Annotated in this window: 13 protein-coding genes; 10 read left to right on the forward strand and 3 right to left on the reverse strand. The window is 68.3% G+C overall.

The features are described from left to right. Positions 1 to 71 precede the first annotated feature (71 nt). From AB0I19_RS17200 to AB0I19_RS17210, 3 genes are read left to right on the forward strand one after another with little or no spacing between them, the layout of a single operon-like run. Positions 72 to 4,958, forward strand: coding sequence for an NAD-glutamate dehydrogenase (locus tag AB0I19_RS17200; RefSeq protein ID WP_357149745.1), 4,887 nt, complete (start codon positions 72 to 74; stop codon positions 4,956 to 4,958). A gap of 41 nt (positions 4,959 to 4,999) precedes the next feature. Continuing rightward, entirely contained in the window at positions 5,000 to 5,425 is a 426-nt protein-coding gene (locus tag AB0I19_RS17205; RefSeq protein WP_067486948.1) for a thioesterase family protein, read from the forward strand. Positions 5,426 to 5,429: 4 nt separating this feature from the next. Next, positions 5,430 to 6,101 (forward strand): hypothetical protein, encoded by a 672-nt coding sequence (locus AB0I19_RS17210; RefSeq protein ID WP_357149748.1) that lies wholly within the window; start codon positions 5,430 to 5,432, stop codon positions 6,099 to 6,101. Between the two features lie 34 nt (positions 6,102 to 6,135). Here AB0I19_RS17210 and AB0I19_RS17215 read toward each other — a convergent pair whose 3' ends face one another. After that, positions 6,136 to 6,456, reverse strand: a complete 321-nt coding sequence (locus tag AB0I19_RS17215; RefSeq protein WP_357149751.1) for an AzlD domain-containing protein — start codon at positions 6,454 to 6,456, stop codon at positions 6,136 to 6,138. After that, positions 6,453 to 7,433, reverse strand: a complete 981-nt coding sequence (locus tag AB0I19_RS17220; RefSeq protein ID WP_357149754.1) for an AzlC family ABC transporter permease — start codon at positions 7,431 to 7,433, stop codon at positions 6,453 to 6,455. Before AB0I19_RS17220 ends, AB0I19_RS17215 begins: the two co-directional genes overlap by 4 nt. A 64-nt stretch (positions 7,434 to 7,497) precedes the next feature. Between AB0I19_RS17220 and AB0I19_RS17225 the strand changes: the two genes are divergently transcribed. Continuing rightward, on the forward strand, positions 7,498 to 8,067 hold the full coding sequence (locus AB0I19_RS17225) for an XRE family transcriptional regulator (protein WP_357149757.1): 570 nt from the start codon (positions 7,498 to 7,500) through the stop codon (positions 8,065 to 8,067). Here AB0I19_RS17225 and AB0I19_RS17230 read toward each other — a convergent pair whose 3' ends face one another. Further along, the gene (locus tag AB0I19_RS17230; RefSeq protein ID WP_225280980.1) at positions 8,068 to 8,781 is read right to left on the reverse strand and encodes an HNH endonuclease; all 714 of its coding nucleotides are present in this window, start codon (positions 8,779 to 8,781) and stop codon (positions 8,068 to 8,070) included. A 152-nt stretch (positions 8,782 to 8,933) separates the two neighbouring features. On the opposite strand from AB0I19_RS17230, the gene AB0I19_RS17235 reads away from it, so the two are divergent. From AB0I19_RS17235 to AB0I19_RS17260, 6 genes are all read left to right on the forward strand, one after another. Beyond that, positions 8,934 to 9,347 (forward strand): globin, encoded by a 414-nt coding sequence (locus tag AB0I19_RS17235; protein WP_357149760.1) that lies wholly within the window; start codon positions 8,934 to 8,936, stop codon positions 9,345 to 9,347. Positions 9,348 to 9,522: 175 nt separating this feature from the next. After that, positions 9,523 to 11,124: a glycoside hydrolase family 13 protein gene (locus AB0I19_RS17240; protein WP_357149763.1), complete on the forward strand. Its 1,602-nt coding sequence runs from the start codon at positions 9,523 to 9,525 to the stop codon at positions 11,122 to 11,124. Between the two features lie 61 nt (positions 11,125 to 11,185). Beyond that, entirely contained in the window at positions 11,186 to 11,464 is a 279-nt protein-coding gene (locus AB0I19_RS17245; protein WP_067486150.1) for a hypothetical protein, read from the forward strand. Beyond that, entirely contained in the window at positions 11,451 to 11,915 is a 465-nt protein-coding gene (locus tag AB0I19_RS17250; protein WP_067486151.1) for a DUF5130 domain-containing protein, read from the forward strand. Before AB0I19_RS17245 ends, AB0I19_RS17250 begins: the two co-directional genes overlap by 14 nt. 151 nt (positions 11,916 to 12,066) lie before the next feature. Continuing rightward, the gene (locus AB0I19_RS17255) at positions 12,067 to 13,206 is read left to right on the forward strand and encodes an MFS transporter (RefSeq protein WP_357149766.1); all 1,140 of its coding nucleotides are present in this window, start codon (positions 12,067 to 12,069) and stop codon (positions 13,204 to 13,206) included. 36 nt (positions 13,207 to 13,242) lie between these two features. Beyond that, positions 13,243 to 14,109, forward strand: coding sequence for an alpha/beta hydrolase (locus AB0I19_RS17260; protein ID WP_357149769.1), 867 nt, complete (start codon positions 13,243 to 13,245; stop codon positions 14,107 to 14,109). Positions 14,110 to 14,160: the final 51 nt, after the last annotated feature.

A 14,160-nucleotide genomic window follows, 5' to 3' on the forward strand; every position in this document is an offset into this window, starting at 1 on the left:
CGTTAGTCTCGGAATCGCGTCACCGGACTTTACGGAATCGAAGCCAACCGAAACATGGGAGCAGGCGAAAGATGACGGTCTCGTCGGAAATGTCGAGTGCGGGCTGGGCGGCGGGAATGCCACCGAGTTTGCGCGACGATCTCGCGACACTCGAGGAGGCGTATTTCCGACACGTCGACGCGGGGGACGTGGATTTTCCGATCACCGGGATCACCCAGATCTTCCGCCACCACATGGAGCTCGCCGCCCGCCGTCAACCGGGTAAGGCCCTGGTCGAGGTGCACCATCCCGACGACGGGTCGGGCATGGGAGCTGCCGTGCAGGTGGTGACCGACGACATGCCGCTGCTGGTCGAGTCGATCACGGCCGCGCTGGGCCGCATGCAGGTGAGCGTGAGCGAACTGATCCACCCGATCTTCGAGGTCACTCGCGACACCGACGGCACACTCGTCGGCGCGGCACCGCACGAGGTGGACGGCAACGGCGCCGAGGGGCTGGCCGAGTCGTGGATGCATCTGCAGTTGCACCCGTCGACCGAGCAGGCCCAGCTCGACGAGATCGAACGCACCCTGCCCGAGGTGCTCGCCGACGTGCGTCAGGTGATCGACGACACCGAGGCGATGGTCGCGGCGCAGAGTTCGCTCGCCGATCATCTCGACCGGACCGCCGCGGCGGGCACCGCGCCCTTCCCGTCGGTCGACCTCGCCGACTGCGCCCAGCTGCTGCGCTGGCTGGCGGCCGGCAACTTCACCCTGCTCGGCTACACGCGCTACCAGCGCACGACCTCGAACGGCCGCACCGTCTCCGCGCGGGTTCCGGGCACCAGCCTCGGTGTGCTCCGCCCCGATATCGGTACCGACTTCCAGGTGCCGATCAACGGTGGTGACCGCCCGCTGCTGATGCTCACGCAGGGCTTGGTCCGCGCGACCGTGCACCGCTCGGTGTATCCGTACTTCATCGGGGTCGCCGATGTCGACGACGCGGGTGCGGTGGTCGGGGTGCACCTGTTCATCGGCGTGTTCACCGTCAGCGCCGTGCACGAGAACGTCCTCGACATTCCCGTCATCAATCGCCGCGTACGTACCGCCATCGAGGCCGCGGGCTTCGACAAGGACTCGTTCTCCGGGCAGGCGATGCTCGAGGTGATCGAGTCTTTCCCGCGCACCGAACTGTTCTCCGCCGACACCGCCACCATGCGGCGCACCGCCGTCGCGGTCCTCGGCGTCGGTTTGCGTAGGCAGGTGCGGCTGTTCCTGCGCTGCGACACCTACGGGCGGTTCGTTGCCTGCATGGTGTACCTGCCGCGCGACCGTTACACCACCGCGGTGCGGCTGGAAATGCAGTCGATCCTGGTGCGCGAACTCGGCGGCGTCGACATCGACTACTCGGCCCGGGTGAGCGAAAGTGAGCTCGCCAGTGTGTATTTCACGGTGATGCTGCCCCCCGAGGCCGCGGGTCAGGACGGACCCGACACCTCCGAGGAGAACCGGCGCCGAATCCAGTCGCTGCTGAACGCGGCAAGCCACTCCTGGGACGACCGGATCGGTGACGAGGTCGCGTCGTCGACCGTGCTCGACCCCGCCGTGGTCTCGCGTTATTCGAAGGCGCTGCCGGAGAGCTACAAGGAAGACTTCGCACCCGCCCGCGCGCTGGACGACATCGCGCGTCTCGAGCAGCTGTCCGAAGGTGGCATCGACCAGCATCTGTACCGCCGGTCCGAGGCCGCGCCGGGTTCGTGGCGGTTCAGTCTCTACATCGCCGGGCGTGGTGTGTCGTTGAGCCAGGTGCTCCCGGTGCTGCAGAGTCTCGGCGTGGAGGTCGTCGACGAACGGCCCTACCAGCTCGAACTCGACGGCGGAACCGAGCGCTGGATCTACGATTTCGGCTTGCAGGCCCGTCCCGAACTGCTGCGCAACGCCCTCGGCGGCGATCTCGACGCGGAGCTCCTGGAACACCCAGGCCAGGCCGACGGTCTGCGCGCCCGCTTCACCGAGGCGTTCGAGGCAGTCTGGTACGACCGTGCCGAAGCCGACGGTCTCAACGAACTCGTGCTGCGGGCAGGCCTGCCCTGGCGCTCGGTCGCCATCCTGCGCGCCTACGCGAAGTACCTGCAGCAGGCCGGTTTTCCCTACAGCCAGGTCAATATCGCCCGCGTCCTGCTCGCGCATCCGGAGGTCGCGCGCGACTTCGTCGCCCTGTTCGCCGCGCGATTCGATCCAGACACCGTGTCGGCCGAGCACGCCGCCGAACTGGAAACGCGCGTGCGCGCCGGCATCGACGAGGTGGTCAGCATGGATGCCGACCGCATCCTGCGCGCCATCCTCGGTCTCATCAAGGCGACGCTGCGCACCAACAATTACGTCGTCGATGCCGACGGCGCACCGCGCGGCTACCTGTCACTGAAGGTCGAGCCGCGAGAAATCGCCGAACTGCCCAAGCCGCGACCGCAGTTCGAGATCTTCGTGTACTCGCCCCGGGTCGAGGGTGTGCACCTGCGCTTCGGTTCGGTGGCGCGCGGCGGTCTGCGCTGGTCGGACCGGCTCGAGGACTTCCGCACCGAGATCCTGGGTCTGGTGAAGGCCCAGGCGGTCAAGAACGCGGTGATCGTGCCGGTCGGCGCCAAGGGCGGGTTCGTGGTGAAGCGGCCGCCCGCCGCCACCGGTGACCCGGCCGCCGACCGTCAGGCGAGTATCGCCGAGGGCATCGATTGCTACCGCACCTTCATCTCCGGCCTGCTCGACGTCACCGACAATGTCGACCTGGCCACGGGTGCGGTGCTGCCGCCCGAGCGGGTGGTCCGCCGCGACGGCGACGACACCTACCTCGTGGTGGCCGCCGACAAGGGCACGGCGAGCTTCTCCGACATCGCCAACGATGTCGCCAAGCGCTACGGCTTCTGGCTCGGCGACGCCTTCGCCTCCGGCGGGTCGGCAGGCTACGACCACAAGGCCATGGGCATCACCGCCAAGGGTGCGTGGGAGTCGGTGAAGCGTCACTTCCGGGAGATGGGCATCGATACCCAGAGCCAGGACTTCACCGTGGTCGGCGTCGGCGACATGAGCGGCGACGTGTTCGGCAACGGCATGCTGCTCTCGCGGCACATCCGGCTGGTCGCGGCCTTCGACCACCGCCACATCTTCCTCGACCCGAATCCCGACGCGGCCACGTCCTACGCCGAACGGGAGCGGCTGTTCGCACTGCCGCGTTCGTCGTGGGCCGACTACGACCGCAGCCTCATCAGCTCGGGCGGCGGCGTGTTCGAACGGACCGTGAAGTCGGTGCCGATCTCGCCGCAGGCCAGGGCGGCGCTCGGCCTGCCCGACGCGGTGCAGGCGCTGTCGCCGCCGGAACTGGTGCGCGCCATCCTGCTCGCGCCCGTGCAGTTGCTGTGGAACGGCGGTATCGGCACGTATGTGAAGGCCAGTACCGAGACCAATGCCGAGGTGGGCGACAAGTCCAACGACGCGGTCCGGGTGAACGGAGACCAGTTGCGCGTCAAGGTGATCGGCGAGGGCGGCAACCTCGGCGCCACCGCGCTCGGGCGCATCGAGTTCTGCCGCGCGGGCGGCAAGATGAACACCGATGCCCTGGACAACTCGGCGGGCGTCGACTGCTCCGACCACGAGGTCAATATCAAGGTGCTGCTCGACGGCGTGGTGAGCGCGGGTGCGCTCGCACCGCAGGACCGCAACCCGCTGCTCGCCTCGATGACCGACGAGGTCGCGCGAATGGTGTTGCAGGACAACGTGGATCAGAACTTCCTGATCGGTATCGCCCGCACCGACGCGGCGCAGATGGCCAGCGTGCACGCGCGGGTGATCTCCGATCTCGAACAGCGACGTGGTCTGGATCGTGAGCTCGAGGCGCTGCCGTCGGAAACCGAGTTGCAACAGCGGGAGGCGGAAGGCGTCGGTCTCACCTCGCCGGAGCTGGCGAACCTGCTGGCCCACGTGAAGCTCGGCCTCAAGGCCGACCTGCTCGACACGGACCTGCCCGACAGCGCCGCCTTCGCGGGCAGGCTGCCGCTGTATTTCCCCACCCCACTGCGCGAACGGTTCGGTGCCGAGATCAAGAAGCACCGGCTGCGCCGCGAGATCGTCACCACGATGCTGGTCAACGAGGTGGTCGACTACGGCGGCATCACCTACGCCCACCGGCTCAACGAAGAGGTCGGCGCGACCACCTCGGACACGGTTCGCGCGTTCGCCGCGGCCACCGCGATCTTCCAGCTGCACGATGTGTGGTCGCGCATCCGCAGCGCCGATGCCCCGGCCTCGGTCTGCGACCTGCTCGAACTGGAATCCAAGCGCACCCTGGACCGGGCCTCGCGCTGGCTGCTGAGCAACCGCCCGCAGCCCGTCGCCGTCGGGGCTGAGATCAACCGCTACCACCGGCGGGTGCAGGAGCTGGCGCCGCAGGTGCCCGGCTGGTTGCGCGGGCACCACGTCACCTCGCTCACCCAGGGCGCGGCCGAACTCATCGCCAGGGGCGCACCGACCGAACTGGCCACCGAAGTATTCGGACTGCTCGGTCTCTTCCCGCTGCTCGACGTGGTCGACATCGCCGACATCACCGACCGCGACGGCGCCGAAGTCGGTGCGCTGTACTACGCGCTCAACGAGCACCTCAAGATCGATTGGCTGCTCGAGGCGGTGAGCCACCTCGAACGCGGCGACCGCTGGCACGCGCTGGCCAGGCTCGCGCTGCGCGACGACATGTACGGCTCGCTGCGCTCACTGACCCTCGATGTGCTGTCGGCGGGCGACCCGGAGGAGACGCCCGACGAGAAAATTGCATACTGGGAGTCGAAGAACCAGTCCCGGCTGGGTCGTGCGCGCGCTGCCCTGTCGGAACTGTTCGAGTCCGGGACCCACGACCTCGCCACACTGTCGGTCGCCGCGCGACAGGTGCGGAGCATGGTGAGCGGGGTGGGCGCCCAATCGGAGGTACCACGGTGACGAGTTCGCCGAACGGCAGCACCGCCGCGCCCGAAGCGCAGCTGGTTCTGCCGCAGCGTTTCCACGCGAAGGTCGAGATCCGCTGGTCGGATATGGACGTGTTCCAGCACGTCAACCATGCCCGCATGGTGACGTTGCTGGAGGAGGCCAGAATTCCCTGGCTGTTCGACGACGACAAGCCGACCGCGTCGATGGGCAGGCAGGGTTGTGTGCTCGTCGATCTGCACGTGAAGTACCGGGGACAACTGCGCCACGAGGACACCCCGCTCGATATCGCCATGTGGATCAAGCAGTTGCGCGCCGTCGACTTCACCGTCGGCTACGAGGTGCGGGCCAGCGGCGCCGCACCGGATTCACCGCCCGCGGTCACCGCGACCACCCAGCTCGCGGCGTTCGACATCGACACCCAGCGGTTGCGCAGGCTCACCGACACCGAACGCGACTACCTGGCGTTGTGGCGGGCCTGATTTCGTGAGTTCCGAACAGCGCGTGCTGCATACGCCCGACCCGGCCGAACGCGAGAACCTGGCCACCTTCCTCAGCCGTGCGCTGCGCCTGGACCAGGCAGCGGTCGTGCGGTTGCGCAAGCGTGGGTCGAGTCTCGTGTCGGCGTGGGTGGCAACGGGTTTCGAGACGCTGGCGGTGCGCACCATCACCGCCGAACTCGGCGTCGACGATGTGACGGTCGGCGCCGATACCGTGCTGGCGGGGTTGCGCACCGGACACCCGGTGGACCTCGGCTACTCGATGGACTCGGCGTGGCGCGGCGCGTTGCCCCCGATGGACGGCTTCGCCCACGTCGATGACGTCCCCGCCCGCGCCCTGGTCGAATTGGCCGAGCGCGGCGCCGATCTGGCCCGCGAACACGGTGGCGCCCACGGCCCGCCCGCCTCGCTGCTCGATCAGTCGGTGCTCACCGTGACCGGCGCCGACGATCTCGAGGTGCAGGTGCCCATGCGCGTCGTCTTCGCTCTCACGGCCATGGATTTCATCCCGCACGCGGGGGAGAAGGCCGAAGCGCGACGCATCCAGCCCACCGAATTGGTCCGTGTCCGCGCCACCCGCACCTGGCTACGCCTCGACGCCCGCTACGGTTCCGTCGCTCGCCGCCTGGGTGGCGGAATTCCGTTGTCGCCCAGCTGAACTCACACGATCGCGCGGCGCGGGTGGGGTCGGCTCAATGCACGCCGACGAGCCGAAGCAGTGCGGTCGTGGCGGCTGCGGCGATCACCGTGACGAGCAAGGGTGCCCGTCGCCAGGCGAGCACACCGCCGACCGCCACCCCGGCGGGCAAGGCGACCCCGAGTTCCCCGGTGCCCGTCGGCAACGTCGCCGTCGCCACCAGCGCGGCCAGCAGAATCAACGCCCCGGTGTCGAGCAGCGCAATACTGCGCTCCGACAACCGGATTCGATCCCGCAACGCCGGACCCGCCCACCGCAACGCATAGGTGCCGACCGCCAGCGCCATCATCGCGGGCACCAGGTAGGGCGCGTTCACGACGCACCCCCGCGCGAGAATGCCGCAGGTGGGCAGCAATCCGAGTCGGCGGCAACCCACACGCTGGCACCCGCAGCGCCGACGCCTGCTACGCAACCATCGTCCACCGCTGAAACCGCGCCCCCAGCGCCGACGTTCGCATGGCGAGCCGATCGGACAGCTTGTGCTGTCGCCAAGGTGGTGGCGTCCGGTGCATCGGCTTCCGCATAGCCGGCCTCCGGGACGCGCTGTGGTGTCGCCCCCGCCGCGTCGACTTCCGCGTGGCCGACACCACCGACGCTCTCCGGCTGTGCCGCTGAGGAATCCGACGGCTTCGCAGGCCGGGACGCCAGCACCAACCCGATCAGCGCGATCAACACCGGCAACCCGGCAGGCACGAATGGCGCAATCGCGACTGCCAGCCCGGCCCCGGCCAGCACGGGCCGCAGCGTCGCGCGATCACGCAGCGCGGGGAGCAGCAGCGTCAGCAGGATGACCGGGAACACCGCGTCCAGGCCGAGCGCGGAGGTGTCCGGGACGAGGGAACCAAGGGCGGCGCCGAGGGTCGCGCCGAGCGGCCAGCACAGGGCCACCCCGATTCCGCAGGCCCAGTACGCCGCTCGCTTGCGCTCCCGAGCACCGGGTGCGGTCGCGAAGGCCACCGATTCGTCGTTGAGGACGTGGATCCCGAGCAGCCGCCGCCAGCCGTGTCCGAACACATCGGGGGCGGCCAGGCCGTACGGCAGGTGCCTGGCATTGAGCAGCAACCCGGCGACGACGGCGGCGAGCGGGCTCCCACCGGCCGCGACGATCCCGAAGAACAGCAGTTCCGAGCCGCCGGCCAGCACCGTCACCGCCGCGACGATCGGCATCCACACCGGGAAACCGGCAGCGATGGTCGAGGCGCCGTAGGAGACGCCGAAGAGGCCGACGGCCAGGCAGGCCGCGGCCACGGCGGCGGCGGTCCGCCGATCGAGTGTTCGCCATATCGAACGCATGTTTTTCATGGTGAACGCCGCGGGTCGGTAAAGTCAACGCGGAAACAGCTCCCAGGAGGCGTTGATGGACCGGCAGGACCCGGTCACCGGACCACCCCAAGCGGTGATCGCGGCGGCCCTACGACGAGAACGCGCGCGCGCCGGCCTGTCGCTCACCGAGGTTGCCAGCCGCGCGGGTGTGGCGAAGTCCACACTGTCGCAATTGGAATCGGGCACCGGTAATCCCAGCCTGGAAACCCTGTGGGCGCTGTGCGTCGCCCTGGAGATGCCGTTCTCGCGACTGCTCGATCCGCCGCGCCCGAACGTGCAGGTGATCCGCGCCGACGAGGGTTCGCAGGTGCCCTCGGCCGACGCGGATTATCGCGTCACCCTGCTCGCGGCAGGCCAGTCGCACACGCGCTGCGATGTGTACCGGATCGCGGCCGAACCCGGTCAGATTCGTCGCTCGGAACCGCACACGCCCGGTGTGGTCGAGCACGTGGTCCTCGCGGCCGGTCATGCCATCGTCGGTCCCGCCGACGAGCCCGTGGAGATGCGCCCAGGTGACTACATCCGCTACCTGGGTGATCTCCCGCACGTCTTCGAGGCTCTCGAACCGGGCACGTGGGCCACGATGGTCATCGAGAGCGCCTGATCAGGCGGCCCCTTCGCCCAGGTACTGCAACCAGAGCGGGTCGAGGTCGGCGGTGGTCGACAGCAGCCGCCAGTGCGGGCCCTTGGGCGAGACCAGCGGATGACGCAGCGTCCAACCCAGTTCGGTCAGCATCTTGTCGGCTTTGCGGTGGTTGCACGGCGCGCAGCTGGCCACGCAGTTCTCCCACGAGTGCTCCCCGCCGCGGCTGCGCGGGATGACGTGGTCGATGGTTTCGGCTTTGCCGCCGCAGTACCCGCAGCGGTAGCGGTCGCGGTGCATGAGTGCCGCCCGGGTCATCGGCACCCGGGCGCGGTAGGGAACCCGCACATAGGTGCGCAGCCGGATAACGGAGGGAATGGCAACCGTCGCGCCCGCCGAATGCAGGACCGGGGCGGCGGGATCGTCGTGGACCGCGTCGGCCTTCGCGCAGATCAGCAGAACGACAGCGCGGCGAGCGGACAGTGCGGTGAGTGGTTCGTAGGTGGCGTTGAGAAGCAGCACCCGGCGTTTACGCCAGGCGGCGGCGTCGTGATCGCCGGCGAGATGCAGTGGCGCGGGGCGATGCGGCAGGTCGTGCAGACCGTGTGCGCCCGGATGGTGATCGGACAAGATGTGCAGCGGAATAGCCCCCGAGCCACGATTGTGGACGTCGGCGGGCTGGAGTTGTCGGTGCGCGCGCGCCTCGTGTGACCTGGCGCTTGGCCGCTGCTTCATTGTGTGACCTCAATTTCATGATTGGCAGGATCATGTGGTATCTGGGGTCGATACTGTCCCCCAGTTGACCACGGTTGAGCCCGTATTGCACGGTTATTTTTCAAACTTTCGGGTGAACTGTGATTGAAGGCCCGGCGCGCGCTCGGGGCACAATGGAGCCCGTGACTTCAGGTGAGCAGACAACGACCTCGTTCTACGACGCGGTGGGTGGCGCGGAGACCTTCCGCCGCATCGTGTCGGTGTTCTATCGCGAGGTCGCTGCCGACGAGATCCTGCGCCCGCTGTATCCGGAGGAGGATCTGGGGCCGGCCGAGCGCAGGTTGCGGATGTTCCTCGAACAGTACTGGGGCGGGCCGCGCACCTACTCCGACGAGCGCGGCCACCCCCGGCTGCGGATGCGTCATCATCCGTTCGTCATCGGGGCGCTCGAGCGGGACGCGTGGTTGCGTTGCATGCGGATCGCCGTCGACGAGATCGAGCCGTCGATCCTGGACGCCGAGCACCGCAAGGCGATGCTGGACTACTTCCAGATGGCAGCGGCCTCGTTGCAGAACGCCCCGCACTGAGCACGGGACGCCCGGGGTTCGCTGATGACGTCCAGGTAGCGACCCGATTTCGGACCTGCGCCCCGGTTTACCGCGATGTTTCCGTCCGGCGTGGCGAACGCTGGCGATTTGCCGGATTCGAAGAAAGTCTCGCGCCGCATGAATATTGTGGGCGTTCTTTGGCAATATTGCGGTTGTGACACAGACACCTGCCTCGCCGGTGCCGGGGGACAACAGCACCGCTCCGTGGTGGAAAACCGCCGTGTTCTATCAGGTCTATCCGCGTTCGTTCGCCGACTCCGATGGTGATGGAGTCGGCGATCTCGGCGGTGTGCGCGAGAAGATGGGCTACCTCGAGCTATTGGGTGTCGACGCGCTGTGGATCTGTCCGGTGATGCGCTCACCGCAGGCCGACGGCGGCTACGACGTGTCCGATCCCCGCGACATCGACCCGCTCTTCGGTGGCCTCGAGGCCCTCGACCAACTCATCGCCGAGGCCCACGATCGTGAGATCAAGGTCACCATGGATCTGGTGCCCAACCACACCAGCACCGAGCATCCGTGGTTCGCGGCCGCGCTCGAAGCCGCACCGGGCAGTCCCGAACGCGCCCGCTACATCTTCCGCGACGGTCGCGGCGAAGACGGCGCCGAGCCGCCCAACAACTGGCCGAGCATCTTCGGCGGCCCGGCCTGGACCAGGGTCACCGAACCCGACGGGACGCCCGGCCAGTGGTACCTGCACATCTTCGCGCGCGAACAACCCGACCTGAACTGGGACAATCCCGACGTCGCCGCGGATTTCGAGAAGACGCTGCGGTTCTGGCTCGACCGCGGGGTCGACGGTTTTCGTCTCGATGTGGCCCACGGTATGGCCAAACCGGAGGGCCTGCCCGACATGGCGCGCGTCGACACCAAGATGCTGGTGCACGACGACGACGATCCCCGCTTCAACAATCCCGGTGTGCACGCCATCCACCGCCGCATCCGCACCGTGCTCGACGACTATCCGCACGCGGTGTCCATCGGTGAGGTGTGGGTCGACGACAACGTGCGCTTCGGCGAGTACGTGCGCCCCGACGAACTGCATCTGGCGTTCAACTTCCGGCTGGCCGAGGCGGCCTTCACCGCCGAGGACGTGCGCACCGCCATCACCCATTCGCTCGAGGCGGTGAGCGCGGTCGGCGCCCCGCCCACCTGGACCCTGTCCAACCACGACATCGAACGCGAGGTCACCCGCTACGGCGGCGGCAAGACCGGGGTGGCGCGGGCGCGGGCGATGATGATGGTCGAATTGGCGCTGCCGGGTGCGGTATTCGTCTACAACGGCGCAGAGCTCGGGCTGCCCAATGTCGACGATCTGCCCGAGGAGGCGCTGCGGGATCCGGTGTGGGAACGCTCCGGTCACACCGAGCGTGGTCGCGACGGGTGCCGGGTGCCGATTCCGTGGGAGGGCAGTACGCCGCCGTTCGGTTTCACCACGGGCACGCCGTGGCTGCCGATGCCCGCCGAGTGGGCCGACCGCACCGTCGAGGCCCAGCTGGAAACCCTGCACTCGACGTTGTCGCTGTACCGCCTGGCGATCGATCTGCGCGGTACCCGTTCGGAATTCGCGGGCGACCGGATCGACTGGTACGGCAGTCCGGCCGGATGTCTGGCGTTCCGCCGGCCGGGCGGGCTGGTGTGTGTGCTCAACGCCTCCGACGGGCCGATTCAGCTGCCGCCGGGGGAATTGCTGCTGTCCAGCGCTCCGGTCGGCGGCGACCGCCTGCCCGCGAACGCGGCGGCCTGGTTGGTCTGACACGCGCATTTCCGACGGCCGGAGGATGAACTACTACAGAGCATCGTCTAACGTTTCACTCGTGAGCATTCTCGAGACAGTGCTGATCTTCGTCGGCATCCCGGCCGCGATCTACTTCGCGATCGCGGGTTTGTCCTATCTCGGTAAGCCACTGCCCGGTGAGAAGCCGGCCCACTTCGAGCTCGGGCAGAAGTGGACCCACCCGCCGGTGCTGTGGAGCGCTACCGACGAGGTGACCGCTGCGTCCGGTCACCACCACGCCGAACCGCATGGCAGCCATGCGGTTCTCGAACCCGCGCACGCGGAGCTGATCGGAGGCCGGGCAAGTGGCAAGTTCTAATTGGCCCGCGGTTGTCGAAGCCGACCTGCCGCACGGGTACGCGCTGACCAGCAGTGGCCGCGTCTCCGGTGTGCACGAGCCCGGCACGGTCTTCGACGAGGTGCCGTTCACCGATCGTGAGCGGGTCGCCCTCGACAACGCGCTCACCGACGCCACCCGCGCCACGAAGGTGCGCTTCAACATCTACCTCGGCGACCTGGGTGCCGACCCGGCCGCCGGTGCCGACGCGCTGCTGCCGAACACCCCCGAGTCCGCCGACTCGGTGCTCATCGCGGTCTCGCCCAACCAGGGCGCCGTCGAGGTCCGCTCGGGTGCCGCGGTGGCCGAGCGCGCCAACGACCGCATCTGCCAGCTCGGCGTCACCGCCGCCCTGGCCTCCTTCCGCCAGGGCAACCTGATCGATGGACTGATCTCGGCTGTCCGGGTGATGGCCGCCGCTATCGGCCGCTAGTCCCTTTCGCCGCGCACCGGCGCGTTCACCTGCAGAGGTGAACGCGCCGTTCGTGTTTCGGCGCGAAAAATCTCCGCGCATCGGGAATCAACCCGACGACTGTCGACTTCTAACCAGTGAAACAACTTTGACTAGTTAGGAAGTGGCGAGGATGCGGCGAGAGAATCTTGCCTGGGCGGGACTGGCGGCGATGACCGTGTCGTTCGGGCTGAACTTCACCATGGGGGTGTTCTTCGCGCCGACCGCCGCGTCGTACGGGGTGTCGTCGACGGCGCTCGCCGTGGCCGCCGCACTGGGGACGGCGGTGACCGGGGTGGCGCAGCAGGGGATCGGGCGTCTGCTCGATCGGTTCGGGCCCAAGATGGTGCTGACCGGCGGGCTCAGCCTGATCTCGGGCAGTTACCTCGTGCTCGCCACGGTCACCCAGACCTGGCAGTTCGTCGCCGCCTACATGGTGCTCGGCGGACTCGGGTTCGCCTCGGCATCCACGCTCACCGTCACCACGCTGCTCGGACGGGCGCACGGGGCGCAGGCGGGACCTGCGATGGCGCGGGCGGCGATCGGCATCAATCTGGGTCAGCTCGTCACTCCGTGGGCGGCGACCGCGTTGTTCGAGCCGATCGGTGTGCGCGGCACCTTCGCGCTGCTCGGTGCGGTCGGCCTGGCCGTCACGGCCGTGTTGTGGGTGCTGCTGCCCAACGATCGGCGGGCCACCGGTGTGGCCGGTGCGGGGGAGTCGCTGGCCGATCGGTGGAAGGTCTTGGTGGCGTTCGGATTACACTCCGCGACCCTCTATGTGGTTGTGCTGATGTTGCCCAAGCACGCGGTGGAACTGGGGTGGTCGGTCACCGGTGCGGGCAGGCTGGTCGCCGTCGCGGCGCTCGCGGCCGGCGTAACCTCCGCCGCGCTGGTCCCGCTGTTGCGCCGTCACCGACCCGAAGATCTGCTGCGAATCCTGTTCGTGGTGCGGCTGTCCGCGCTGCTGCTCGCGGTGTTCGTGCCGGGTTCGCTGGTGCTGGTCGCGGTGCTGTTCGGTATCGCCTCCTTCCCGGTCATCCCGCTCACCATGGCCATCGTTTCGCGCGGACTCGATCCGGCGCGGATGGGCCGAACCCTGGCTCCCGCCTGGGTGATTCATCAGCTGTCGGCCGCCGCCGGGCTGGGTGTCGCCGCCCTGATCCACACCCTCACCGACAGCTACCGCGGCTACTTCGCGCTCACCGTGGTGTTCACCGTGGCCGCCGCTGTCCTCGTCGCACCGGTTCGCCGTCGCGAACCGGTCACCGTCTGAACCTCCGCAAAACCCACCGAGAAAGAGAGATCCATCATGAGCCAGGTCCGTCACAACACCGTGCAGATCCAGGGCCAGTCCATCTTCTACCGCGAGGCGGGTGACCCGTCGGCGCCGACTGTTGTTCTGCTGCACGGATTCCCGACGAGCTCGGCGATGTTCCGGAACCTGATCCCGGCCCTTGCCGCCGACTATCACGTGATCGCGCCCGACCATCTGGGCTTCGGGCAGTCCGGGATGCCGAAGGCCGACGAGTTCGACTACACCTTCGACAACCTCACCGCCCTCACCCTAGAACTGCTCGACACCCTCGGCATCGACCGGTTCGCGCTCTACATCCAGGACTACGGCGCCCCCATCGGGTTGCGTATCGCCGCCCGCAATCCGCAGCGCGTCAGTGCCCTCATCACCCAGAGCGGCAACGCCTACCTGGAGGGCTTCACACCGTTCTGGGAGCCGCTGTTCGCCCACGCGAACGACCGTGCCGCCCACGAACCGGAGGTGCGCAAGCTGCTCGAGGCAGACGCGACGAAATGGCAGTACACCCATGGCGTTCCGGCCGACCGGTTGTCGCCGGTCAGCCCGGACACCTGGACTCTCGACCAGGCCTACCTGGACCGTCCCGGCAACAAGGAGATCCAGCTCGACCTGTTCGCCGACTACAAGAACAACCTCGACGGCTACCCCGAATTCCAGAAGTACTTCGCCGAGCACCGTCCTCCGACGCTCATCGCCTGGGGTGAGCACGACGAGATCTTCGGAGCCGACGGCGCCCGCGCCTACCTGCGCGATCTGCCCGACGCCGAGCTGCACCTGCTCGACGCGGGGCACTTCGCGCTCGAGACGCACGGCGCCGAGATCGCCGCGCTGATCCGTGATTTCCTCGGCCGGGTCCTGCGCTGAGCCACCTGCGGACGGCCGGGCACCCGCCCGGCCGTTCGCGCGTGATCGAGT

The sequence above is a fragment of the Nocardia sp. NPDC050413 genome, assembly GCF_040655475.1.
Lineage (GTDB): Bacteria > Actinomycetota > Actinomycetes > Mycobacteriales > Mycobacteriaceae > Nocardia > Nocardia coubleae.